Origin of the sequence: Arthrobacter dokdonellae (genome assembly GCF_003268655.1) — a bacterium.
Lineage (GTDB): Bacteria > Actinomycetota > Actinomycetes > Actinomycetales > Micrococcaceae > Specibacter > Specibacter dokdonellae.
On record NZ_CP029642.1, the window covers coordinates 1,774,016 to 1,796,290 of the forward strand.

General features: G+C 66.2%; 24 protein-coding genes and 3 tRNA genes. 17 read left to right on the forward strand and 10 right to left on the reverse strand.

What is annotated here, in order from left to right; genetic code table 11:
• Positions 1 to 99 precede the first annotated feature (99 nt).
• The 3 genes from DMB86_RS07800 to DMB86_RS20740 form a co-directional block, all read right to left on the reverse strand.
• Positions 100 to 1,104, reverse strand: a complete 1,005-nt coding sequence (locus DMB86_RS07800) for a plastocyanin/azurin family copper-binding protein (protein WP_113717279.1) — start codon at positions 1,102 to 1,104, stop codon at positions 100 to 102.
• A 389-nt stretch (positions 1,105 to 1,493) separates the two neighbouring features.
• Complete coding sequence (locus DMB86_RS07805) at positions 1,494 to 1,871, reverse strand: VOC family protein (protein ID WP_113717280.1); 378 nt, start codon at positions 1,869 to 1,871, stop codon at positions 1,494 to 1,496.
• 62 nt (positions 1,872 to 1,933) lie between these two features.
• The gene (locus tag DMB86_RS20740; RefSeq protein WP_193926270.1) at positions 1,934 to 2,317 is read right to left on the reverse strand and encodes a hypothetical protein; all 384 of its coding nucleotides are present in this window, start codon (positions 2,315 to 2,317) and stop codon (positions 1,934 to 1,936) included.
• Positions 2,318 to 2,544: 227 nt separating this feature from the next.
• Between DMB86_RS20740 and dnaG the strand changes: the two genes are divergently transcribed.
• Both dnaG and DMB86_RS07820 read left to right on the forward strand, forming a co-directional pair.
• Positions 2,545 to 4,653 (forward strand): DNA primase, encoded by a 2,109-nt coding sequence (gene dnaG / locus DMB86_RS07815; RefSeq protein ID WP_113717281.1) that lies wholly within the window; start codon positions 2,545 to 2,547, stop codon positions 4,651 to 4,653.
• Between the two features lie 66 nt (positions 4,654 to 4,719).
• A tRNA-Asn gene (locus tag DMB86_RS07820) sits at positions 4,720 to 4,795 on the forward strand.
• Positions 4,796 to 4,872: 77 nt separating this feature from the next.
• Here DMB86_RS07820 and DMB86_RS07825 read toward each other — a convergent pair.
• Positions 4,873 to 5,652: a 2-hydroxyacid dehydrogenase gene (locus DMB86_RS07825; RefSeq protein ID WP_227878663.1), complete on the reverse strand. Its 780-nt coding sequence runs from the start codon at positions 5,650 to 5,652 to the stop codon at positions 4,873 to 4,875.
• A 289-nt stretch (positions 5,653 to 5,941) separates the two neighbouring features.
• Here DMB86_RS07825 and DMB86_RS07830 point away from each other — a divergent pair, with 289 nt between their 5' ends.
• The gene (locus DMB86_RS07830) at positions 5,942 to 7,135 is read left to right on the forward strand and encodes a pyridoxal phosphate-dependent aminotransferase (protein WP_113717282.1); all 1,194 of its coding nucleotides are present in this window, start codon (positions 5,942 to 5,944) and stop codon (positions 7,133 to 7,135) included.
• A gap of 104 nt (positions 7,136 to 7,239) precedes the next feature.
• Positions 7,240 to 7,315, forward strand: a tRNA-Asn gene (locus DMB86_RS07835).
• Positions 7,316 to 7,557: 242 nt separating this feature from the next.
• On the opposite strand, the gene DMB86_RS20945 is transcribed toward DMB86_RS07835, so the two are convergent.
• Together DMB86_RS20945 and DMB86_RS07840 are read right to left on the reverse strand one after the other, a co-directional pair.
• The gene (locus tag DMB86_RS20945) at positions 7,558 to 7,893 is read right to left on the reverse strand and encodes a hypothetical protein (RefSeq protein WP_171814414.1); all 336 of its coding nucleotides are present in this window, start codon (positions 7,891 to 7,893) and stop codon (positions 7,558 to 7,560) included.
• The gene (locus DMB86_RS07840) at positions 7,847 to 9,817 is read right to left on the reverse strand and encodes a CDP-alcohol phosphatidyltransferase family protein (protein ID WP_227878664.1); all 1,971 of its coding nucleotides are present in this window, start codon (positions 9,815 to 9,817) and stop codon (positions 7,847 to 7,849) included. Before DMB86_RS07840 ends, DMB86_RS20945 begins: the two co-directional genes overlap by 47 nt.
• A 236-nt stretch (positions 9,818 to 10,053) precedes the next feature.
• Here DMB86_RS07840 and DMB86_RS07845 point away from each other — a divergent pair, with 236 nt between their 5' ends.
• Genes DMB86_RS07845 through DMB86_RS07860 form a run of 4 tightly spaced genes read left to right on the forward strand, consistent with a single transcriptional unit; the run spans position 10,054 to position 13,252 of the window.
• Positions 10,054 to 11,043, forward strand: coding sequence for a zinc-dependent alcohol dehydrogenase (locus DMB86_RS07845; RefSeq protein WP_113717283.1), 990 nt, complete (start codon positions 10,054 to 10,056; stop codon positions 11,041 to 11,043).
• A gap of 4 nt (positions 11,044 to 11,047) precedes the next feature.
• On the forward strand, positions 11,048 to 11,446 hold the full coding sequence (locus tag DMB86_RS07850) for a 6-pyruvoyl trahydropterin synthase family protein (RefSeq protein WP_113717284.1): 399 nt from the start codon (positions 11,048 to 11,050) through the stop codon (positions 11,444 to 11,446).
• On the forward strand, positions 11,443 to 12,570 hold the full coding sequence (locus DMB86_RS07855) for a glycosyltransferase family 4 protein (RefSeq protein ID WP_113717285.1): 1,128 nt from the start codon (positions 11,443 to 11,445) through the stop codon (positions 12,568 to 12,570). The genes DMB86_RS07850 and DMB86_RS07855 overlap by 4 nt, the downstream gene beginning before the upstream one ends.
• Complete coding sequence (locus DMB86_RS07860) at positions 12,563 to 13,252, forward strand: RibD family protein (protein ID WP_113717286.1); 690 nt, start codon at positions 12,563 to 12,565, stop codon at positions 13,250 to 13,252. The genes DMB86_RS07855 and DMB86_RS07860 overlap by 8 nt, the downstream gene beginning before the upstream one ends.
• A 16-nt stretch (positions 13,253 to 13,268) precedes the next feature.
• On the opposite strand, the gene DMB86_RS07865 is transcribed toward DMB86_RS07860, so the two are convergent.
• A complete protein-coding gene (locus DMB86_RS07865; protein WP_227878665.1) occupies positions 13,269 to 14,489 on the reverse strand; it encodes a multidrug effflux MFS transporter in 1,221 nt (406 codons plus the stop codon).
• Positions 14,490 to 14,804: 315 nt separating this feature from the next.
• Here DMB86_RS07865 and DMB86_RS07870 point away from each other — a divergent pair, with 315 nt between their 5' ends.
• The 5 genes from DMB86_RS07870 (at position 14,805) to DMB86_RS07890 (ending at position 18,714) form a co-directional block, all read left to right on the forward strand.
• Positions 14,805 to 15,638, forward strand: a complete 834-nt coding sequence (locus tag DMB86_RS07870; protein ID WP_113717288.1) for a phage holin family protein — start codon at positions 14,805 to 14,807, stop codon at positions 15,636 to 15,638.
• Between the two features lie 56 nt (positions 15,639 to 15,694).
• Positions 15,695 to 16,318 (forward strand): CDP-alcohol phosphatidyltransferase family protein, encoded by a 624-nt coding sequence (locus tag DMB86_RS07875; protein ID WP_113717289.1) that lies wholly within the window; start codon positions 15,695 to 15,697, stop codon positions 16,316 to 16,318.
• Positions 16,315 to 17,202: a DMT family transporter gene (locus DMB86_RS07880; protein WP_113717290.1), complete on the forward strand. Its 888-nt coding sequence runs from the start codon at positions 16,315 to 16,317 to the stop codon at positions 17,200 to 17,202. The genes DMB86_RS07875 and DMB86_RS07880 overlap by 4 nt, the downstream gene beginning before the upstream one ends.
• 174 nt (positions 17,203 to 17,376) lie before the next feature.
• Positions 17,377 to 18,558: a glycosyltransferase gene (locus DMB86_RS07885; RefSeq protein WP_113717291.1), complete on the forward strand. Its 1,182-nt coding sequence runs from the start codon at positions 17,377 to 17,379 to the stop codon at positions 18,556 to 18,558.
• Between the two features lie 82 nt (positions 18,559 to 18,640).
• Positions 18,641 to 18,714, forward strand: a tRNA-Ile gene (locus DMB86_RS07890).
• Positions 18,715 to 18,799: 85 nt separating this feature from the next.
• Here DMB86_RS07890 and DMB86_RS07895 read toward each other — a convergent pair.
• The 3 genes from DMB86_RS07895 to DMB86_RS07905 are packed head-to-tail and all read right to left on the reverse strand — an operon-like array spanning position 18,800 to position 21,103.
• Entirely contained in the window at positions 18,800 to 19,270 is a 471-nt protein-coding gene (locus DMB86_RS07895; protein ID WP_129545495.1) for a hypothetical protein, read from the reverse strand.
• Positions 19,267 to 20,547, reverse strand: coding sequence for a site-specific integrase (locus tag DMB86_RS07900; RefSeq protein ID WP_171814415.1), 1,281 nt, complete (start codon positions 20,545 to 20,547; stop codon positions 19,267 to 19,269). Before DMB86_RS07900 ends, DMB86_RS07895 begins: the two co-directional genes overlap by 4 nt.
• Complete coding sequence (locus DMB86_RS07905) at positions 20,537 to 21,103, reverse strand: helix-turn-helix domain-containing protein (protein WP_113717294.1); 567 nt, start codon at positions 21,101 to 21,103, stop codon at positions 20,537 to 20,539. Before DMB86_RS07905 ends, DMB86_RS07900 begins: the two co-directional genes overlap by 11 nt.
• 94 nt (positions 21,104 to 21,197) lie before the next feature.
• Here DMB86_RS07905 and DMB86_RS07910 point away from each other — a divergent pair, with 94 nt between their 5' ends.
• Genes DMB86_RS07910 through DMB86_RS07925 form a run of 4 tightly spaced genes read left to right on the forward strand, consistent with a single transcriptional unit; the run spans position 21,198 to position 22,217 of the window.
• Positions 21,198 to 21,419 (forward strand): helix-turn-helix domain-containing protein, encoded by a 222-nt coding sequence (locus DMB86_RS07910; RefSeq protein WP_113717295.1) that lies wholly within the window; start codon positions 21,198 to 21,200, stop codon positions 21,417 to 21,419.
• Positions 21,419 to 21,739, forward strand: coding sequence for a hypothetical protein (locus tag DMB86_RS07915; protein WP_113717296.1), 321 nt, complete (start codon positions 21,419 to 21,421; stop codon positions 21,737 to 21,739). The genes DMB86_RS07910 and DMB86_RS07915 overlap by 1 nt, the downstream gene beginning before the upstream one ends.
• 38 nt (positions 21,740 to 21,777) lie before the next feature.
• Complete coding sequence (locus tag DMB86_RS07920) at positions 21,778 to 22,005, forward strand: hypothetical protein (RefSeq protein ID WP_113717297.1); 228 nt, start codon at positions 21,778 to 21,780, stop codon at positions 22,003 to 22,005.
• Positions 22,002 to 22,217, forward strand: coding sequence for a hypothetical protein (locus DMB86_RS07925; RefSeq protein WP_113717298.1), 216 nt, complete (start codon positions 22,002 to 22,004; stop codon positions 22,215 to 22,217). The genes DMB86_RS07920 and DMB86_RS07925 overlap by 4 nt, the downstream gene beginning before the upstream one ends.
• The last annotated feature ends 58 nt before the right edge of the window (positions 22,218 to 22,275 follow it).

Below are 22,275 nucleotides of genomic sequence, written 5' to 3' on the forward strand. Positions count from 1 at the left end.
GGATCAGGACGATGAAGGTCAGCCTGCCCACGGCCAGCACGACGGCGGGAGCCCACCTTGCGGTGGGTTCCCGCGGGCCGGTCCTGGTTGGGGTCGCGGCTAGTTCCTCACGACCACGGTGCCCACCATTCCCATGTAGTCATGGAGTGCGCAGATGTAGCTAAACGTGCCCGCCTTGGTGAAGGTGACCGTAAAGGTGGATCCGGGAAGCATCAGCCCCGAGTTAAGGTCCCCTCCGGCGAAGGTTGCCGGGTCGCCCAAGGGTACTGCGAAGTTCGCCGGTTCCGCGCCAAAGGTGACCGTGTGGGGTGCGGCCATGCCGTTGTTGATGAACGTGACCTTCTCCCCGACACGAACCTTCACGGTGGGCTGGATGAACCGCATGACCATCGCGGTGCCGTCGTCGGCGCCGGCGTACACGTGGTGCGGGTCCCCAAGCCTGGCGGTTTCATGCCAAAGCTTCAGCCCATCCCAAAGGATCGCGAGCGACTGCCACGTGGCCAGCTGGTTGTACTGCCTTTGGGTGAACGGGTACGGTGTCCCGGCCCTGGCCACGTGAACGGTGCCCTTCATCATTGCCCCGTGGACCAGGCAGTAGTAGGTGAAGGTGCCCGCAGCCGGAAAAGTCAGGCGATAGTTCGTTACGGCCGGAAAGCCACTGTTGGTGACGTTCGTCATGACACCGGAATTGTAGTACGAATGTCCGTCGTAGGTGCTCCCGCCCTGACGGAAAAGTTGGGCGGGATCCGACGGATTGAACGGCTGCGTCGACTCCAGCGACTGGCCGGCGGCAAGGAAGGTCACCGTGTGGATTTCCGCCGACTTCGCCGTCCACGACACCGTGTCACCGGCATCGACATAGACGTTGGTCGGCAGAAAGGCCATGCCTTGGATGGCTTGGTTCGGGGATTCCTGCCCCACCTGGACCGACCAGGTGTGCGGCGCATGGTTTGTGGCATGCTGCCCTTGCGTGGTGGTGGTCTGCTTCAGGCTCTGGGCGCCCGCGGGGGCGGAAAGGGCAAGCGGGAGGGCCAGCGCCAGCAGCGCGGCAAAGATCAACGACGGTTTGTGCAGCGATAGACGAGTTTGATGATTACGTCTCATCAGACGTTCCCTTCTCGAACAGTGCGGCGGTCCGGGCGGAGTGCCGCGACGAGAGGGGCCCTTCCCCCAAGCGGCCGCTCTTCCAATCTTGGCGGCGCCCTAGAGCTGCGAGGCGCACTGTGCCAGATTGGTTGTGGTGCCTGGACGCTACTGACCTTGAAGTCCGCGCACCCCGCCCCACGGCGTGCCGCGGGCGGTGAATCCAATCCACGACGCATGGCGGGGGCCTGAATGGAAGGTGCCGGGGCGCATGCGCACCTTTTATGCTCCACCCACCCGGCGTGATTGTCGAGTTTCTTTTTCTGGCGGGCGCCGTGGCTGCGACGGCACGGTTGTCGGCGCGCCATCCTGGTGGACCTTCTCGTCCCGCCACGCCGCGCCGATCGTGCTCAAGCCTCGATCTGCTCCGCCCAGCCAGGGCGGGGTATCAGGCAGAACGGGTGCCCGGCCGGATCGGCATAGACGTGGGAGCCTGGTCCGCCCAGGCGTTCGGCGCCCAAGGCGAGGACCCGGGCGTGCGCGGCCTCGACGTCGTCAACCATCACGTCCAGGTGCATTTGCTGCGGGTAGGCGGGGTCGGGCCAGCGGGGCGCCACATGGTCGGGGGCAAGCTGGAAGGCGAGTCCCGAACTGTGGTCATTTTCCGCGACCACCACAAAGTCCGGTGAGCGGAAGGTGACGGGCCGGCCGAGCAGCGCCGCGTAGAATCCGGCCAGGGCCTCCGGGTCGCGGCAGTCGATGACAAGGTGGTGCAGGCGCCCGATCATGGGGCCGAGGCTACCACCGCCGTGGCGGCGGCGCATGACATTCGGTCCCCGCCTTACCCGCACTACATGCTGGAGGGGTAACTTCCCAGGGTCGTCGCGAAGGCGGCCAGCTGCTCCGGGCTGGCGAGGGAATACAGGACCGCAACGACGGCGGTCATCACGGCGGCGAGACCCAAGGTCGCGGCGCAGACGGCGGCGAGGAGTTTGGTGTCGTCGTCGAGCGTGCCGGGCATGTGGAGGTTGGGATCGATCAGGTTGGGGGCGCTGTCACAGCTTCCATCCGCCAGCGTGGCCACCACCCTGCCGTTGCCGCGGTCCAGGCGCATCGAGGAGATGGCGCTGCCGTGGCGGGCCAGCAGGATGTCCGAGCCGACGCTGCGGCGCACGGAGGAGAACCCGCCGTGGCGGCTGGCATGACGGACGGTGTGGCGCTCGGCCTGAAACACTGTGGGGCTCCCTTGGGGACGGCGTGATCGGTTCTTTGCGGGTCGTTCTCGACCCGGAGTCCACCTCATGGGGGGCGTTTAAATTCTATCGCCGCGATTCGGCGGAAAGGCCCGCAAAGGCGGTGATTCCGGACACCGGGACATGCGTGCCCGGTCACGTCGGGGCGATCTCCACAGGCGCCGGCCGGCGGGGTCCGGGGGATGGCAAACTCACGTAAACTGGCCGGGTGGCCGGGTTGATCAAGCGGGAAGACATAGATGAGGTGCGCACGCGCACCGACCTCAAGGAAGTCGTTGACGCCTACGTCACCTTGAAATCGGCCGGAATCGGGTCCTTCAAGGGCCTGTGCCCGTTCCACGACGAGCGCAGCCCGTCGTTCCACGTGCGCCCGCAGATGGGCTACTTCCACTGCTTTGGCTGCCAGGAGAGCGGCGACGTCATCTCCTTCATCCAGAAGATGGACCACATCCCGTTCTCCGAAGCCGTGGAGAAGCTGGCCGGGCGCATCGGATACGAACTCCACTACGAGGACGGCGGAACCGGTCCGCGGCGTGAGGAGATCGGCCGCCGGCAGCGCCTCCTGGACGCCCACAAGATTGCCGGCGAGTTCTTCCGCGGCCAGCTCCTGACCCCGGCGGCGGCCGCGGGCCGGGCGTTCCTGGCCGAGCGTGGCTTTGAACGCAGCGCCGCGGAACACTTCGGCGTCGGCTTCGCGCCCCAGGGCTGGAACTCGCTCCTCAAGCACCTCTCCGGCAAGGGCTTCACGCAGGATGAACTGAAGCTCACGGGCATGTTCTCGGAGGGCCAACGGGGCATCTACGACCGTTTCCGCGGCCGCCTCATCTGGCCCATCCGGGACATTGCGGGGGACACTGTCGGCTTTGGCGCCCGCAAGCTGTTCGACGACGACCAGGGCCCCAAGTACCTGAACACCCCGGAAACCCAGCTCTACAAGAAGTCGCAGGTCCTGTACGGGATCGACCTGGCCAAGCGGAACATCGCCTCCAAGCGCCAGCTGGTGGTGGTGGAGGGCTACACGGATGTCATGGCCTGCCACCTCGCAGGCGTGGACACCGCCGTCGCCACGTGCGGCACGGCCTTTGGCGCCGACCACATCAAGGTGGCCCGCCGCCTGCTGTCCGACGACGGCACCGGCGGCGAGGTGGTCTTCACGTTCGACGGCGACGCGGCCGGCCAGAAGGCTGCCTTGAAGGCCTTCGACGAGGACCAGCGCTTCACGGCCCAGACCTTCGTTGCCGTCGAACCAACGGGGGCCGATCCCTGTGAGCTGCGCCAGCGCCGCGGCGACGAGGCCGTCCACTCGCTGATCCGCTCCCGCCGCCCCCTGTTTGAATTTGCCATCCGCTCCACCCTGGCCAAGTTTGACCTGAGCACGGTCGAGGGGCGTGTCAACGGCCTGCGGGCTTCGGCGCCCGTCGTGGCCGCCATCCGCGACGGATCCACCCGGATGGGCTACAGCCAGGAGCTCGCCGGGTGGCTGGGCATCGCGGACCCCGACGAGGTCCTGCGTGCGGTCAAGCTGGCGGACAAGCGCGCCCACGCCGCCCCCTCCCAGCACGGCGCCGCCACGGGATCCCGGCAGTTCGCATCCCCGGCGTCGCCAGCCCGGACCCCATACGGTGCCGGCAAGGCAGCCTCCCAGCGGGGCACCGGGAACGGCCCGTCCGCGCAGGGCGCACACTTCCGGGGGGCGTCCCCGCAGGGCGGATCCCGACAGGGCGAATCCTGGCAGGGCGCGGGGCCGCAGGGCGGCGGCGCAGGTCCCGCATATGGCCAGCGGCCCGAGCAGCCCGCCGGGCAGCGTGCCGAGCCGACCGCCGAACAGCCCGCCGAACCCAGGTTCCTCCGGCCGGACCCGCGCGACCCCCAGGCGCGGATGGAGCGGGAGGCGCTCGAAGTGGTGCTCCAGCACCCGGGGCTGCTCACGGCCGGAAACTGGCAGCACTTTGCCGCCACCGAATTCCAGGTTGCCGCGTACGGTGCCGTCCACTCGGGGATTGCGGCTGCGGGGGAGGTGCTCACGGCGTCGTCCCAGTGGCTGGAAGCGGTCCGGGAGAACGTGCCCGAAGAGTTGGGGAACCTCGTGGCCGAGCTGGCCATGAGCCCGCTCCCCACCAAGGCGGATGAGTCACTTGAACGGTATTGCCGGGCGATGCTGCGCCGGCTCTTCGAGGGGCAGATCACCCGGTTGAAGCAGGAGCGGCTCGGCGCCCTGCAGCGCATGGACCCGGCGGTTGATCCGGAGGGATACCAGCTCCTCCAGCGCGAGCTGATGGAGCTTGAAATGGCCCGCCGGGCGTTGCGCGGCGACTGAGCCCGGCGGCGCCAGCCGGCCGATTTCGCAACGGCGCGTGCCTTTGTTATTGTTGTTCCTGCGCGATCCTCTGTAGCTCAATTGGCAGAGCATTCGACTGTTAATCGAAGGGTTACTGGTTCAAGTCCAGTCAGAGGAGCCAACACAAAATCCCCGCACTCATATGGAGTGCGGGGATTTTTCCATCCTCAATTCCGTCGTTGGCCCAGGCGCGCAGGCTCAGGTGCGCAGGACGACATTAAGTGGTTCCTGACCGCTGAGCATGCGGTCCGCCTGGCTGCGCAACAGGCGTGCCATCCTGGGCATCATGGCGCTCGACGCCCCGCCAACATGCGGGGTGATCAAGACGTTGGGCAACCCGAACAGCGGGTGTCCGTCAGGCAGCGGCTCGGGATCCGTCACGTCGAGTGCGAACCGCAGCCGGCCGCGGCGGGCGTGGTCCAGCAAGGCTTCGGTATCGGCGACCGCCCCGCGCGCGATGTTCACGAGCAACGCGTCGTCGCGCATCAGCGAGAGGAACCGGTCGTTCACGAGGTGCGCGGTGGACTCATTGAGGGGCACGCCGACCACGACGACGTCTGCCTGAGGGAGGAGATTCGGGAGTTCGTCGATGCCGTGCACGTGCCCGCGGGCCGCCTCGCGCGCACGGGAGGCGACGCGCACAACGGTCGTCTCGAACCCTTGAAGCCGTTCCTCGACCGCCTGGCCCACGCCGCCATAGCCCACAAGCAACACCGTGCGGTCGGCAAGCGACGCGCGCCGCTCCGGTGCCCACCTGCGCTCTTGTGACGCCCGAATAAAGTCGGGGAGGCCGCGTTGGGAGGCCAGAATGAGGGCGAGTGTCAGTTCCGCCGTCGAGGTTTCGTGCACGGAGACCGCGTTGGCGAAGACGTGCCCCGGTGGCAGCGCATCCGCAACCCCGTTGAAGCCGATGGACTGGCTTTGCACAAGCCCGGTCGTCACGCCCCTCAAGGCCCCCAGCACCTCGGTGCCGCTCATGTACGGCGGCACCACGATGTCTATTCTCGCGGCCGGCGCCGGCCCTGACATGTCCCACTCGACGATCCCGACCCCTTCGGGAGGCTCACCGAGAGCGTCCCGCAGGGCAGTATCGGGAACACTGACCAGTACGTGTTTATCCGTCACCCCTTGAGGATAGCCCACGTGCGGCCGTACGATCAGAATCCGGGACCGAGCTTTCAGGCGCCGGATTCAGGCACTCGTGTCGGCGCCCTTGATGGTGGCACGGGGACGCCTGAAAGGGAATGCTCAACTATCGAGGTGGCACATGGCATTCGCACGGCGGTTGGCCCGGCTGGGCACGGAGACGGCGTTCGCGGTCTCGCAGGCTGCGGCGGAGTGGGCCGCACACGGACATCGCGTCTACCCGTTCCACCTCGGCGACATCGACCTGGCGACGCCCGGGAACATTGTCGAGGCCCTGGACAAGGCCATTGCCGACGGCAACACGGGGTACTGCCCCGCTGCCGGCATACCGCTGCTGCGCGAAGTGCTCGCCGAAGACATCGGGCTCAAACGAGGCATGACGATCGATCCCGGGCAGGTGACAGTGCATCCGGGTGGCAAGCCGGTGATTGGCAAGTTCGTGCAGACGGTCATGGATCCCGATGACGAAGTCCTGTACCCCAACCCCGGGTACCCGATTTACGAGAGCCAGATCGAGTACCACGGGGGCATCGCCCGACCGTACCGCTACCTCCCCACCCAGACAGGATTCGCCATCGACCTCGCACAGGTGGAGGCGATGATCGGCCCCAAGACCAAGGCCATCATCTATAACGACCTGCAGAATCCCCTAGGGGCCGAATCCACCGACGAGGAACGCAGGGCCATTGCCGACCTGGCCCAGCAGCACAACCTGTGGGTTCTCTCCGATGAGGCATATTTTGAGATGCGCTATTCGGGCACGTCGCGATCGATTGCGGCGCTCCCCGGAATGGCGGAACGCACCGTCATCTTGTACACGTTCAGCAAGAAGTTCGCCATGACCGGCTGGCGGCTGGGGTGCGCCGTTGCACCGCCGGAAGTCTCCAAGGCGTTCGCCAAGCTCAACACCAATGACGAGTCCTGCACGGCACACTTCGTCCAGCATGCCGGCGTCGAGGCGATCCTTGGTGACCAGTCCGGCCCCCGGGCGATCCTGGCGGAGCTGGCAGCCCGGCGCGACGCCACCGCGGACCTGCTCAACGCCATGCCCGGCGTCACCGTTGCCAAGCCGAATGCAACGTTCTATCTCTTCCCGGACGTGACCGAGGCAATGGCGATCAAGGGCATCACCGACCTGCCGGACTTCGCCACCGAGGCACTGCACGCGACGGGTGTGTCGTTCTGCACCAGGCTGCATTTCGGCCGGCCCCAGCCGGGGGAGGACCGCTTGTATGCCCGGCTCGCCTATTCCGGCCTCCCCGTCGATGACATCCAGGAAGGTTTGAGCCGGCTCAAGGCCTGGATCGAAGCGTAAGGCCGCCCGTGTCGCCAGGCCCGGGAATTTCGGACGGCAGCCGGTAGGAATTGACGCGTTTTGGCTTTTTCGAAAATGCGCTGCTAATCTAATGTCTGCTTCATTCCTCCGTAGCTCAATTGGCAGAGCATTCGACTGTTAATCGAAGGGTTACTGGTTCAAGTCCAGTCGGAGGAGCCATGACTAAACCCCCGCACTCGGGCCGAGTGCGGGGGTTTAGTCATTTAATCCGCCCGAAAAAAGTCAGCCGCCCCGGCAAACGGCTGCAACGTTAGAATTGGACAGGTGCAACATCTGCGGCAGCCGCCGCCGTTGAAATCGCCGCCATCATCCTGGGCCTGGCGGGCCTGTTGATCGAACGCCGCCAGTCACCGGCGGCTCCCGGCGTGAAACCGCGATCTGGGGGCGGAATGCCAGCGGGCCTAGGGCAGGATCTTCACGTCCGGGCTGAACGCCGCCAGGAACCGGTCCCGAAAGCCGCTCATGGGCCACAACGGCGCATCGTGGCCGGGCTCCATGCCCGCCTTCCAGCCCCATGCCGAAATCCGGTCCATGACCGGTGGGTCGTGGGCAAGGATCGAGACCGGGACGTCGCGGCCCGAGCCGGCACCGGACACCTGGGCGCTGGGCTGGTGGTCGCCCAGGACAATCATCACCAGGTTCGGGTCGGGATGGGCAGCCACAAAGGAGAAGATGGTTCCCAGCGAATATTCAACGGACTGGCCGTAGAGGGCCTTGACCTTGCCGGGGTCGCCCAAGGGGCGTCCAGGGCGTGTGGCTGGACACGAGGTCGATCTCCGCCATGACGGGACCCCTGCCGGCCGGCGCCAGTTCCAGCCGCTGGAAGGCGGAGAGAACATATTGGTCGGGCATGGCCGCGTAGCTGAACTTTGGTCCGCCGTAGCCGACGTTGCGCGAATCGTACAGTGCATCAAACTGGTAGAACCGTGCGCCCTGGGGCCAGTCGGTGGTGTCGGAAGGGACATCGGAAACGGTCCGCCAGCCTGCCTGCGAAAAGGCCCCGGTAAGGGTGGTCCGGTTGCTGGTCAGCAGCTGGTTGTAGCGCTGTTGACTGTCCACCCACAATCCGGACTGCAGCGTGGAGTGTGCCAGCCAGCTCGCTCCGCCAAACGTCGGCGACGTCAGGAAGGCGCTGCGGGAGGAAAAACCTGCAGCCCGCAAGCTGGCGTTTCCGTCCCTGAGCGTGGCGGTCACGCCCGGGGCGAGCGCCGGATCCTCCAGGGCAACGCGGCCGTAGCTCTCCACAAAGACCAGCAGCACGTCCTTGCCCTTCAGTGCCGTCAGCAGGCCCGTCTGGGAGCGACCTCCACCGGCGGCCGGATCGCCACCGGAACCCAGGCCGTCACCTGCGGCCGAACTGCCGCCGGCAATTGCGGCACCGGCCGGGTCCCGCGCGAGCTCGGCGGCAAAGGCTGCGCGGTCGGCCAGACCGTCCTGCACGCGGACAGCCAGGGACCGGACCAGCCCGGCCGTGCCAAACGATGCCGCAGGCACGCCGGGTGCGGACTGCAGGCCGGAGACGGCTGCCAGCGCCCACACCACTGCGAAGCCGGCGGCACCGCGAAGCGATACGCCGCGGTGGGCAGCCACCGCACCCGTCAGGCGAAGCACGGAAAGCGGTAGGAGGAACAAGGCAGCGGCCGCAAACAGCAGCGCACCCGCCACGACGGCAACGGCCCCGGCCGGGCCGATGGAATCGCCGATCACCCCGAGCCCGGGCCCAAAGTAATACCAGTCGTTGACGGGGTCAAAGGGGCGGTCGAACGCCATAAAGAAGGCCATGTCCAGGGCCTTCCCCACTGCGGCCAGACCAAGAAAGAGGCCGATGGCCAACGCCGCCGCCTTCCGCCATGCCCGCGGCAGGAAGGCGGCCGGCACGATGGCAAGGACCTCCAGGGGCAGGCCCACAAACACCGTCGGCACGACCTGCCCCCAGTGTTGCGGCGCCAGCAGCACACCCCAGACCGCAATGCCCGCGGTCACCGTGAGCGCCGCGGGCGGCACAACAACGCCGCCACGTGGGTGGCCGACGCGTGAACCCGCGCCGGAACCCCTGCCCGCGGAATCCGCGCCCACGGCATCACCGGCCTCGGCATCACCGGCCTCGTGGCGGTTCCGCCACAGCCACCAGGATTCCCGCCCAAACGATTCCGCCAGCAGCACCAGCGCGGCGCCAAGCAGAACGGCCATGAAGGCACGGGGCAGGACATCCGCCGCTGCGACCGCCAGTGCCAGGCCCTGCACCACCGCAACCACCTTGTTCCAATGGCGTGGGGGCGCCGATCCGCGCAGCCACGCCAGGAACCAGCCGGCTGCGACGAACACGTATCGGGCCAGCCCGATCGCCAGCACCCAGGGTCCGAATTTCGGCGCGGCATATACGCTCATCACCAAGACGAGAAACGCGTCAACCTCCATGTCAAAGCGCGCGCCCAGCTCCGACGTCGTCCCCGTGCGGCGCGCGACGTGGCCGTCAACGGCGTCCAGGGCGATGACGGCAAAGGCCAAGGACACAAGAACGGCGACGGCGCCCGGCCGAAGGGCCGGGCCGCCGGCCGGGGCAGCCAGAAGGTCCGCCACGAGCGCGGCGGCGCCCCCGGCCAGGACGCAGCAGCGTGACCCAGTCCGCCGGTCCCAGGCCGCCGTGGTTCCTGCGGGCAATGGCGCCGGCCAGCAAACCGTTCGCCGCCATGGCGGCGGCAAGGCCGATGCCCCAGCGGGCGGAGCCGAGGCCAAATGCCAGGGAGAGCGCGGACAGGAACGCCAGCTGGGACAGGAGCCCGGCGGCCGGGCCGCACTGAACCGAACGCACGGCGCCTCCCTTTGGCTGACGGTATCAGTATTAGGATAGGGGCAATCCTGGGCCTGTCCGGGAAACGAACGGGGGTGGACTTCCTGTGGGCGATGAGGCATTCGCGTTCTGGCTCCGTGTCCCCGGTGCCGGCGAGATCCGCCCGGAAAGGCTCCGCGCGCCGGGCCCGGACGAGGTGCTGGTGCGGACCCTGTATTCGGGGGTCAGCCGGGCCAGCGAGGCACTCGTGTTCCGTGGCGGCGTTCAGGCAGGCCAGCGCGACGCCATGCGCGCCCCCTTCCAGGACGGACATTTTCCGGGGCCGGTCAAGTACGGCTACCTCAACGTCGGTGTGGTGGAACAAGGGCCGCCGGAGCTGCTGGGCCGCACCGTGTTTTGCCTCTTCCCGCACCAAAGCGCCTACGTGGTGCCGGCCTCGGCCGTCCTGGTGGTGCCCGACGGCGTCCCCGCCCGGCGCGCCGTGCTGGCCGGCACGGTGGAGACGGCCGTGAATGCGCTCTGGGATGCTGCGCCGCTGGTGGGGGACAGCGTTGCGGTGGTGGGCGCCGGGATGGTGGGCTGTGCCGTGGCGCGCCTGCTCAACCGGATTCCGGCCGTGCAGGCGACACTGGTCGACACCGACCCTGGAAAGGCCGCAGTGGCGCAGGCGCTGGGTGTCCGGTTCGCACTGCCCGGTGCGGCCCCCGCCGCGGCTGCGGGCGCAGACCTCGCCTTCCACGCCAGCGGCACGTCGGCCGGACTCCAGCTCGCCCTTGACCTGCTCGCTCCGGAGGGCTCCGTCGTCGATTTGAGCTGGTACGGCGACGCCCCGGTGCGGCTGTCCCTGGGCGGCGCCTTCCACTCCGGGCGGCTGGCCATCCGCTCCAGCCAGGTGGGCGCAGTCGCCCCTGCCCGCCGCCGCAACCGCAGCACCGGGCAGCGGCTGGCCCTCGCCCTGGATCTGCTCCGCGACCCGGCCTTTGACGCGCTGCTGACGGGGACGACGCCGTTCCACGAGCTCCCCGCCGTCATGCCCCGCCTGGCAGACGGCAGCCTGCCCGCACTGTGCCACGTCATATCGTATGGAAACGGGTAAAGCCATGTTCAGCGTCAGCGTCCGCGATCACATGATGATCGCCCACAGTTTCACCGGCGAGTCCTTTGGTCCGGCCCGGCGCCTGCACGGGGCCACCTACGTCATCGACGCAACCTTCAAGCGGGCGGAGCTCGGGGGCAGCGGGACGGTGGTGGACATCGGCACGGCCGCTGCCCAACTCCATGCCGTTGTGGAGGAACTTGGCTACCGCAACCTCGACGACGATCCCGCCTTTTCCGGGCGCAACACCACCACCGAGATGCTGGCCAAGGAGGTGGCGGACCGGCTGGCCGCACGCATCCAGGCAGGCGGCCTGGGCCCGGAGGCGTTCCAGCTGGACGGCCTCGCAGTCACCCTGCACGAATCCCACATTGCCTGGGCCAGCTACGAGCGTGCGCTGTGAACACCGTGCACGTCGTGGTTCCCGAGGGCATCGACGATCCGGCACGGCCCAGCGGGGGCAACACCTATGACCGGCGGATGTGCCGGGAGCTGGCGGCCGGGGGCTGGACCGTGGTGGAGCATGCCGTGCCCGGCGCCTGGCCGGAGCCGGACGCCTCCTGCGCCGCGGCGCTCGCCGCCGTGCTGGACGGCCTGCCGCGCGGGGCCACCGTGCTCCTCGACGGCCTCCTCGCGCCGTGCGTCCGCGACCAGACGGCGCTCGCGGCCCGGCTGGCACTGGTGCTGCTGGTGCACATGGTCCCGCGCGCCAGGAACGACGGAGGGACGGCCGGCAGCGCGCGCAGCGGCACGTCCGGGGCAACCAGGGGCCTGCCCAACGAGGTCCTGGCGGCCGCCGCCGCCGTCGTCGCCACCAGCCTGTGGGCACGGTCGCGCCTGGTTAACGCTTTTGACGTGCACGAGGGCAGGGTCCACGTCGTCGAACCCGGGGTGGACGGGGCACCCACCGCGCCGGGGACGGCCAGCGGCGGCAGGCTGCTGTGTGTGGCCGCGGTGACCCCCACCAAGGGCCTCGACATTTTGCTGGAGGCACTGTCCGGCGTCGCGGGACTTGACTGGGACTGCACCTGTGCCGGCGCCCTGGACATGGAGCCCGCCTTCGCCGCGGACATGCTCCGGAAGGTCCGCAACGGCGACCTGGCCGGCCGGGTCCACTTTCCCGGACCCCGCAACGGCGCTGAGCTGGATGCCCTCTACGCGACGGCGGACGTGCTGGTCCTTGCGTCCAGGGAGGAAAGCTACGGAATGGCCATCGCCGAGGCGCTGGTCCGCGGCATCCCCGTCATCGCCCCGCAGGTCGGCGGCGTGCCCGGGACGCTCGGCCGAACCGCGTCGGGGACCGTGCCGGGCATCGTCGTTGCGCCGGAGGATCCGGAAGCACTCGCCGGCGCAGTGCGCGCATGGCTGGGCGATGGAGCGTTGCGCCGTCGGCTGCGCGCCGCGGCCCTCGAACGGCGCACCGAACTGCTGGCACGGAGCTGGGAGGCGGCCGCGGGCCGGCTTGCCGGGGTTCTTTCCGGCGCGGCGCCTGCCCGCGCGGCCCGGGAAAGGCCCTGGGATGGCTGAACGGCCGTACACGCTGTTGAGCTGCTGCATGTCCATCGACGGCTACATTGACGACGCCGGTCCTGGCCGCCTGGTGCTCTCGAACGACTCCGACTTTGACCGCGTGGACGGGGTGCGCGCCTCATGCGACGCGATCCTGGTGGGTGCGGCCACCATCCGCGCCGACAACCCCCGCCTCCTGGTGCGCAGCCCCGCGCTGACCGACGCCCGGGTGGCCCGCGGCCTCACGCCCTCGCCGGTGAAGGTGACAGTGACCGACGTCGGGGACCTTGACCCGGCCGCCAGCTTCTTCGCCGCGGGCGGAGGGGAGAAGCTGGTCTACTGTGCGAGCCCGTCCGCGTCCGATCTCAGGAGGCGCCTGGGCGCGGCGGCCACGGTGATCGACACCGGTCCGCGGGTGTCGATGGAAACGGTGAGTGAGGATCTGCACGCCCGGGGGATCCGGCGGCTCATGGTCGAAGGCGGGGGCAGGGTCCACACCCAGTTCCTGGCCGGCGGGCTCGCCGATGAACTGCAACTCGTGGTGGCACCGTTTTTCGTCGGCGATTCCGGCGCGCCGCGGCTGGTGGGCGACGCGGCCTTTCCCTGGAATGCGGTCCGGCACGCCAGCCTGGCGCAGGCCGTGCCGATGGGCGATGTCGTCCTGCTACGCTACGCGCTCTCAGACCGGTTCGCAGGTTAGGACCCCCGGGAAAGAGTTAGAGGCCCGGGACCGTGCGCGGCCGGACAATGAGCCAGAGGGCGGCCATGGCCAACAGGATCGCACCGCCCATGATGACGGCCATCGGGGTGGCGGTCTTCACGCCAATCAGGCCCACCACGGGCGTGATCATGCCGGCAAAGCCGAACGTGGCCGCCCCCAACAGCGAGGCCGCCGTGCCTGCCTGGCGGCCGTTGCGTGCCAGGCCCAGCACCTGCACGGACGGGAACATGAAGCCGGTGGCCGCGATGAAGAACCACAGTGGAACGATCACGCCCCACAATCCAAGGTGCAGTTGGTCGGACACCACCATGGCGGCGGCCGCGGCAACCTGGGCCACGGTGGCTCCGGCAATGACCCACTGCGGACCCGTGTGACGCATGATGCGGGCGGCCGTCTGCACGCCCGCCACGACGCCCAGGGAATTGACGGCAAAGAGGAAGCCGTACTCCTGCGGGCTGAAGCCGTACGTTGTCTGGAACAGGAACGTCGACGCCGAAAGATAGGTGAAGAGGGCGGCAAAGTTCAGGCCGCCCACGAACAGGGTGCCAACAAAGATCCGGTCGCTGAACACGGCCTTGTAGCGGTCGGCGACCCGCACGCCGTCGGACGTGCGACGTTCCAGGGGCAGCGTCTCAACGATGAACACAAACGCGGCCACCACCACCAGGGCCCCGTAACCGGCCAGGAACCAGAAGATGCCGGGCCAGTCCATGATACCCAGCAGCTGGGAGCCGATCACGGGGGCAAAAATGGGAGCCATGCCGTTAACCAGGGCCATGTAGGAAAACATGCGGACCAGGCGGTAGCCGCCGAAGAGGTCGCGGATCATGGCCATGGCAACCACGCCGCCACCGGCGGCGCCGATGCCCTGCAGGACCCGGAACACGCCCAACATCGTGATGTCGGTGGACAGGGCCGCGCCCACCGAGGCCGCCACGTGGAGGGTCGTGGCAAGGATCAGCGGCATCCGCCGCCCGAACTTGTCGCTGAAAGGGCCCACCAGCAGCTGTCCCGCGGCAAAACCGACGGTGGTGGCCGTGAGGGTCAGCTGCACCGCCGCGGCGCTGACGTTCAGCTCGTGGCCGATGACGGGGAAGGCCGGCAGATAAAGGTCAATCGTGAACGGGCCAAGCGCGGTGAGCAGGCCGAGCACCAGGACGTAGATGAGTTTTTGCCGGTGGGACAGGCTGTCGCCGGGGTGGGTCGGGGAAGACAAGGACGCGATTCCTAGCGGGCTGGAAGAAACGGGGAAAGTCGGTGCGGTCCCTGCCAAGGCACAACACGAAAGTCCCATGGTATGCGCATATTGTTGAGGGCTGGAACGCCGCGCGGGTGATGGTTTCCGCGACGGAAATTCCCGTGACACAAAGGCGCCAACACCGGGGTTGTCGCCGGTATTCCGCGGCAAGTGGAATCCTTGCAGACGATGGATGGTAATTTTGTGTTTACGGCAGCGCCGCAGCAGTTGGGGCGCAAAAAGATTCCGCCGCCTTGGTAAATGGGCGGGGAACCAAATATTGGAGGCGGTTCCATGGCAGTGGCGCATCAAATAGTGCACAGCGGCTCGGAAGTACGCTCGGGACCGGACGGCCCCACCCTGGTGGAAGCGATCAAGACCACCGCCCGGCTCGTGCCACGCCAGGTCACCGACGAGATTGAGCTGGCCAAGCTTGAACTACGCGACAAGAAAGCCAAGGTGGGCGGTCTCGCCGCCTTCAGCGTCATCGCCCTCGTCTTTCTGGCACTCCTGGTGATCGCACTGGTGGTTGCGGCCATTGCCGGGCTCGCGACCATCCTGCCTCTCTGGCTCTCAGCGTTGGTCATCAGTGCCGCCCTGCTTGTGGTGATTGCCATGGCCGGGTTCGTGGCGTACCGCAAATTCAAGGCGCTGCTGCCGTTGATGCCCGAAGACGCGTGGCGCGGGATCCGGCACGACCTGGGCATTGCCAGGGAAGGCCGCGACTTTGACGCCTCGACGCTTGAGCCGATGAGCAAGGCCGAAAAGAAGCTCAAAAAAGAGGGTGCGGAGATCGCCAAGGAGAAGGCCAAGGCGGAACAGGCAGCCAAGGCTGCCGAGCAAGGCCCCAAGGCGAGCCAGCCGGAGCTGGTCAAACGCACCGCGGTACGCCGCGACCACCTGCTTTCCCTCCGGGAGGAGATGCTGGAGCAGGCGGACGTGAAGAAGGTGACCACCCACTTTGTGGACCTGGCCAAGGACAAGGCCAGCGAGTCCGCGCGGTCGGCTGCCAGCGGTGCGTTGTCTCAGGCAATGGAAACCGCCAAAACGCGATGGAAACCACTCACGGTGTTCGCCGTGTCGGCTGCCGCTTGCACTGTGTTCCTGCGAAAGTTGTTCAAGAAGTAAATTCCATGGACATGCCGCCGGACAGCGGAGGACTGTTCCATTAGCTGCGGGGAGAGATGACGAACATGCCGGCCGGACCGAGCACGCCCACGGGCAACCCGGGCGCCATCATCACCGTCCCCAACATCATCACCGTGGTCAGGTTTTTGGGGACCCCGCTGTTTGTCTGGCTGGTATTGGGCCCGCGCGAGTACGGCTGGGGCGTTTTCGTCCTGGCGATGATGGGCTGCACCGACTGGATTGACGGCTATGTGGCCCGCAAGCTCAACCAGACCTCCCAGCTCGGCCGGATCATGGACCCGCTGGCCGACCGGGTGGCCCTGGTGGCGGTGACCATCACCCTGGTCCTTGCCGGGATCCTGCCGCTCTGGCTCCTGCTGCTCCTGCTCATTCCCGACGTCGTCCTTCTGGCCGCCACACTGTATTTCTTCCGCGGGGATGCGGGCCTGAAGGTGACGCTGCTGGGCAAGGCGCGCACGGCCGCCTTGATGGTCGGCACGCCGATGCTGCTCCTCGCCAAGGCCCTCGACTCGGACTTCACCGCCGTCCTCGCCTGGGTCTTTCTGGGCGCGGCCATGGTCATGCATGTGATCGCCTTCGGACAGTATTTTCGTTCGCTCCTTGCCAAACGCCGGGAGCGCGAGGTTTCCCCGCCGTCCCCGCGGACCGGTCGCCCATGATGTGGCTGGCGGTGGCCTGCGCCGTGGTCGCGGCTTTCTTCCTGGCCTTCGGCGCACAGCGCCAAGGCACTGCTGTGCAAAATAACACCGGCGGCCTGGCGCTGGGCAGCTCCGGCTTCCTGCGCCTGCTCCGCAACCCGCGCTGGGTCTTCGGCCTGCTCCTGCTCGGCGCCGGCATGGCCTTGAACGTGGTGGCACTGACGCTGGGGACGCTGACGGTCATCCAGCCCATTGGCGCCATCGCCCTGGTGATCACCACCATCGTCAACTCCCGCGACCAGGGCATCCGGCTCAACCGCGCCACGGTGGTCGCCATCACCGCGTGCGTCACCGGCAGCGCCCTGTTTGTCCTCATGGCCGTCAACGTGGTCAGTGAGAACACCCACGTGCGGACGTCCGAGGAACTGACAGTGGTGATGCTGCTCGCCATTGTCATTGTGATATTTGGAGGCTCACTGGTGCTGTTCAAGCACCGGCTGAGGGCGTTCTTTTTCATTCTCGGCGCAGGCGTCCTCTTTGGTTTCGTCGCCGTGCTGACCCGCATCATCTCGCGGCAGGTTTTTGACCCCAACGGCCTGTTCCTGCTCAATGTGCAGTGGTACTCGATCATCGCCATTGCCGCGGCCGGCGGCCTGGGCAGCTGGTTTGTGCAGAGCGCCTATGCGAGCGGGCCGCCGGACCTCGTCATCGCCGGGCTGACCGTAATTGACCCGATGATCGGCATTGCCATCGGCATCACCATCCTGGGCGAGCTGCGTCCCGACGTGCCGCCCGTGGTTGCCATATCCATGGCCGGAGCCGCTTTGCTTGCTATCGTTGGGGTGGTCGCCTTGTCGCGGCATCATCCGGATGTGGTCAAGCGCCGGGCGGATGCCAAGAGGTAGCCGCGAAGGCGGTTTGTGGCACACAGGGGATCCGCGCCCGCGGGACCCGCCCCTTTTCGAAGTACGACGGCGTAGGGAGCCCCTGCGGTCTCCTTGCGTTGGGCCGCCGGAACGCTCCAGCGGCCGACCAATCCACCAGGAGTATTATCCGTGACATCCACCCCTGAGGACAGCATGCACAGGCCGCTGACCATCTTGATTGCCGCCGACACGTACCCGCCGCACATCAACGGCGCCGCGCAGTTCTGCTTCAGGCTGGCCTCCGGCATGACGGCACGCGGCCATGACGTCCACGTCATGACCTTCCGTCCGGACGGCGGCCCGATGTACACCGAAAAGCGCCCGGAAGCCACCGTGCACCGCCTGCGCTCCCGTCCCGTCCCCACTCATGAGTACTTCCGGGTCTGCCTGCCGTGGGAGATCAAGAAGGACATCACGGCGCTGTTCGATGTCATCAAGCCTGACGTGGTGCACGTGCAAAGCCATTACATGATCGGCGAGCATGTGTTGTACGAGGCCAAGCGCCGCGGGATCCGCATTGTGGCCACCAACCACTTCATGCCGGAAAACCTCAACCCCTTCCTGCCGTTCCCGCAATGGTTCAAGAACATTGTGGGCCGGGTGTCCTGGCGTGACATGGGCAAGGTCATGAGCCAGGCCGACGTCGTCACCACGCCCACGCCGCTTGCCGCCAAGGCCATGCACCAACACGCGTTCCTGCGAAAAGTGCTGCCCCTCTCGAACGGGATCGAGGCCGGCAACTATGAGCTGGCGCCCGGGGAACCCCTGGAGCGCAACCCATACCCGACTGTGGCCTTTGTGGGCCGGCTGGCGGAGGAAAAGCACATCGACGTGCTCATTGACGCGGTTGCCAAAACCCCGGCGGACCTCGACCTGCACCTGGTGGTGGTTGGCGGCGGCGAGGTCAAGGCGGCGTTGAAGGCCCAGGCGGAAAGGCTGGGGCTGTCCTCCCGTGTCGCGTTTACCGGGCTGATCAGCGACGCGGAACTGCGTCAAATCTACCTGTTGGCGGACCTGTTCGTCATGCCGGGAACGGCCGAACTGCAGTCGCTCGTGACCCTTGAGGCCATGAGCGCCTCCACGCCCGTGGTGCTGGCCGACGCCATGGCGCTGCCGCACCTCGTGGAGAACGGCGTCAACGGCTATCTTTTCCGGCCCAACGACAGCGACGACCTGGCGGAGAAGATCACCACGATCATGCGACTCTCGCCGGAGGACCGCGAAGCCATGGGCGCCGCGAGCCACGACATGGTGGCCCGCCACGGCCTGGCGAAGACGCTGGACACCTTCGAGGACATCTACCGTGGCGGCAGCTACGAGGATCACGCAATTTAGTGCAGGACGCATTACTATTGCAGGAGTGCTTTTCCCAGGCAGGAGATGCCGCAGGTATGCCGGCAGGGGGGGCGCGCCGCAGGGGGCCATAGCTCAGCTGGTTAGAGCGCGGGACTCATAATCCTAAGGTCCTCGGTTCAAGTCCGAGTGGCCCTACTATAAGCGCAGGTCAGAGGCACATTAGCCCCTGACCTGCGATTGGTTTAACACCCCAATCCAACGTTTACCCAACGAATTCAAATCAATCGACGGTCAGGCTGGTCGACGCCGGAGACGACAGATACCGGCTGAGGATCTTGGCGGCTTGGGTCAAACGCTCAACCGGCAACATTGGGTCATGGGGAGGGCTATCGGAGAATTCCCCGTGCAGGATAGGCCACTTCAAAAGTCTTTGATCTTCAACAGAGAATAGGTGGAAGTAGTGGTAGGCCTCTGCCCTGGGCAGTTCAATGTAGTCATCGTAAGACTGCTTTATGGTGGACTTGGTCCCGTAGATGTTGTAGGTCTCCCAGTCCGTCGCCACGTCATCTAGGACTCGCTGGTAGTTGCGGAGCGACCTGTTCATTTCGTGGGATCGTTCGCGGGCCGTTTTACGGTCCTCTGCTTCCCGTTCTTTAGCAGCCCGACGACTGGAATATAGGTTGGTGAGAAACGCTGAACCTAAACCAATCACCAAACTTGCGACGACTGTAACCCAGTCTTTTAGATTCATCTAATGATCCTGTCCAGTGCGGCGGCAACCTCGGTATGGACCACGCCGCGCCCCATGTAGACGTCCTGGGTCATGGAAATTTGGGCGTGCCCGAGCTGGTCCGCCCCGATACGTGCTGACATGCCCTCACCGTCCAGCACAGTCGCTACCGTCTTGCGGAACGTGTGAGAGGTCACCCAGTCCATTCCAAGGGCTGTACGGACCTTACGCCACTGCTTGCTAACCCCGGACGGGTCGCGCAGGTTCCCGGTGGTGGACGGGAACACGACGTCGTGAACGTTCCCGAACGCCTCTACCTGCCGACGCATGAGCATGGACACGGCAAAGTTGGGCAGCGGCAGGAGTCGTTGGCCGGCCTTGGTCTTGGTCAGGTCTTCCCGGATCATCCCGGCGCCCGGTATCCGGTTCACCTTGCCGTTGATCGCTACCGTCTTCCCGTTCAGGTCAATATCTGACCACCGAACGCCCAGTACTTCGGAGATACGGCACCCGGTAGCGGCAAACATGGTGACGACGTCGGTAAGGTCCGCCGCCGTGCAATACTCGCTGACTGTCTGCTCTGGCGTGATCTTGTTTTTCGGGTTCAACACTTCGGGGGAGTGGCGTATCGCGTCGAATATGCCGTTGAGTTGGTCGACACTCAACGCCCGGGCCGGTTTCGATTCCATCTTGATGGTGCCCACGTCCCGGATCGGGTTACGGTCTGCCGCCCCATACCGGACGGCAAGCCCGAACATGCCGGACAGGACCACGCGGGCGGACTTGGCTACAGATTCCCCCGTGTTCGTTTTGAGGGCCTGTATGAAGCCGTCAAGGCGTTGTGTGGTTGCTTCCTGAATGCGGACGTTGCCGAGGCCTTTGAGGATGTACCCGGACGCATAGCGATAGCGGGTCAGGGTCGCGCTGGCCTTGTTCTCGTTTATCAGGTGAGCCTCAAACATTTCCCAGAGCAGGCTTATCCGGCTGTTGGGTTTCAGGTCATCCATGACGGGCACGGTGCGTTCCGTCAGGTGCTGGATTAGGTTGCGTTCGGCCTTGGCTGGACTCTGCCCGCCACGCTCCGCAAGCCGGGTCACGCCATCCAGGTCACGGACGCGGGCCTTGGCAACCCAGCCGGCGACGTGCAGCGGGTGTTCGTGGTCCTTGTCCTTGACGCGGTAGAACTTGCCGCCGTGGTTCCTGACGTCCAGGTGCCGTGTTTTCCCGTCCTGCTCCACGATGCCGTAACGGGTGATCTTCCCCCACGACCCAATGGGGAGCGGCGGCCTAGGCATCATTCCCCCGGCCAGTCTGGGAGCTTGTAGCCGGCGCATCGAACGCGCCACTCTCGAAGTCATCCTCTCCACGATCAAAGGTCGTATACGGCTGCTGTGCAAACCGTTCAACGGCCTCAGTCTTATCGACGTCGTCGGGGGCATCGATTGATTGCTTCCAACGTCCTGCAATTTCGGCCATCCGCACAGACGCCTCGGCCCAACGGCGTTTAGAGACGTCCAGAGCCTCCCCCAGTGCCAACAACGTCGCTTGCATCGCGTTCAAGTCGGATAATCCCATCCAAAGGAAGTTTTGAAGACTCTCGTCTGATACATCCACAACCGCGTCAGTTGCCATCAAAAGAAGCTCGGGCGGAACTGACAAGGCGTCGGCCAGGATGAGGGCCTCGGTCAGCCGCACTGGACGTTCCCCGAGTTCGACACGAGACAAGGTGCCTTGCGACCAGTTCAGGCCGCGCCCTTGCACTTCCGCCGCCAGCTCCCCCTGGCTCACCCTGAGTTCGCCACGTCGTCTTTGGATGAAGGCCCCTACGTTCTGGTCTGGGTTCGGTTTGCTCATACGCTCATCCTACCGAAAATCTCGGTTATTGACACCTAGTCTTTCGATACTGCATAATTGAGTATCAGATACCGAAGAATTAAGAGAGGCCGCTATGTCCCAGCCCGCAGTTTCAAAGCAAGAGATCGGGTTTGGCGGTGAACTGCATACTGTGCAGCAGCTCGCCGCCCGTTACGGAATCCCCGTCCAGACCGTCTACGTGTGGCGCATGCAGCACAAAGGCCCCCGCAGCATGAAGTTGGGCAAGCGGGTGTTCTACCGCATGGAGGACATCCTGGCTTGGGAAGAGTCCAACCTAGAGCCGAAGAGCGCCTAATGGTCCAGCCCGCAGTACTTGAAAACCTCGCTTGGGCGGATGAAGCCATCCAGGCCATTGAAGCCGAGGCGCGCACGGGCCGGACATTTGACGCCTACCAGCTACAGCAGCGCCAGGGTGTGGCTGACCCGCCCAGTGTTCAGCAGTGGGGTTCGGTCTTCAAGACGGCCGCACGGCGCGGCATCATCCAGCAGGCCGGGTTCCACATCACGAACAGGCCGACACGGCGCGGCGGAATAACCCGCGTTTGGGTCGGCTCACCCGCCTGCACCCGAAAAAACAGCAGCGGCCCCGGTGACACCATCACCGAGACCGCCTAACCAACCACCCGCAACAGACAAATCACAAGGAGATCGTTATGTCCCAGTCTACCAGCACCATTATTTCCCCCGCCGTTGCCACCCCGGAGCGTGCCTACACGGTCCTGGACGTTGCCGCAGCACTCCGCATCACCAAGACCGAGGTTTACCGGAACTTGAAGCAGTGGGAACACTTGCGGTTCGGTACTGAAATCAGGTTCACCGAGGCCCAGTATCAAGCGCTCCTGATGACGGCTACACGGGTGCCGGCAGGCAGGAAGTCATGACCACCCAGGAGCAGCCCGCGAACGCGTCTTACGCGGATTGGGAACGGGCACTGAACCGGCGCAACGTGAACGCCCGTCTGGCCGCGCTCGCAGCCCTCGGGGACCGTCCCGAGGAAGCGAAGAAGTACGCCCGCACCATGCTGGCAGCGGATGACGACATGGTCGCCATTGCCGCCGTGCTGGACTCCGAACCCATCAGCGGGGATGCATGACCGACCACCCGCCCGACACACCCACCGACTACCGGGCAGAGATGAGCGCCTGCCCGGT

Coding starts and splice junctions, on each gene's coding strand:
- DMB86_RS07860 (WP_113717286.1), top strand. CDS start 12,563: ATGGCTGAACGGCCGTACACGCTGTTGAGCTGCTGCATGTCCATCGAC.
- DMB86_RS07870 (WP_113717288.1), top strand. CDS start 14,805: ATGGCAGTGGCGCATCAAATAGTGCACAGCGGCTCGGAAGTACGCTCG.
- DMB86_RS07925 (WP_113717298.1), top strand. CDS start 22,002: ATGACCACCCAGGAGCAGCCCGCGAACGCGTCTTACGCGGATTGGGAA.
- DMB86_RS07895 (WP_129545495.1), bottom strand. CDS start 19,270: ATGAATCTAAAAGACTGGGTTACAGTCGTCGCAAGTTTGGTGATTGGT.
- DMB86_RS07885 (WP_113717291.1), top strand. CDS start 17,377: ATGCACAGGCCGCTGACCATCTTGATTGCCGCCGACACGTACCCGCCG.
- DMB86_RS07875 (WP_113717289.1), top strand. CDS start 15,695: ATGACGAACATGCCGGCCGGACCGAGCACGCCCACGGGCAACCCGGGC.
- DMB86_RS07910 (WP_113717295.1), top strand. CDS start 21,198: ATGTCCCAGCCCGCAGTTTCAAAGCAAGAGATCGGGTTTGGCGGTGAA.
- DMB86_RS07900 (WP_171814415.1), bottom strand. CDS start 20,547: ATGATGCCTAGGCCGCCGCTCCCCATTGGGTCGTGGGGGAAGATCACC.
- DMB86_RS07905 (WP_113717294.1), bottom strand. CDS start 21,103: ATGAGCAAACCGAACCCAGACCAGAACGTAGGGGCCTTCATCCAAAGA.
- DMB86_RS07825 (WP_227878663.1), bottom strand. CDS start 5,652: ATGAGCGGCACCGAGGTGCTGGGGGCCTTGAGGGGCGTGACGACCGGG.
- DMB86_RS07830 (WP_113717282.1), top strand. CDS start 5,942: ATGGCATTCGCACGGCGGTTGGCCCGGCTGGGCACGGAGACGGCGTTC.
- DMB86_RS07800 (WP_113717279.1), bottom strand. CDS start 1,104: ATGAGACGTAATCATCAAACTCGTCTATCGCTGCACAAACCGTCGTTG.
- DMB86_RS07920 (WP_113717297.1), top strand. CDS start 21,778: ATGTCCCAGTCTACCAGCACCATTATTTCCCCCGCCGTTGCCACCCCG.
- DMB86_RS07850 (WP_113717284.1), top strand. CDS start 11,048: ATGTTCAGCGTCAGCGTCCGCGATCACATGATGATCGCCCACAGTTTC.
- DMB86_RS07880 (WP_113717290.1), top strand. CDS start 16,315: ATGATGTGGCTGGCGGTGGCCTGCGCCGTGGTCGCGGCTTTCTTCCTG.
- DMB86_RS07805 (WP_113717280.1), bottom strand. CDS start 1,871: ATGATCGGGCGCCTGCACCACCTTGTCATCGACTGCCGCGACCCGGAG.
- DMB86_RS07915 (WP_113717296.1), top strand. CDS start 21,419: ATGGTCCAGCCCGCAGTACTTGAAAACCTCGCTTGGGCGGATGAAGCC.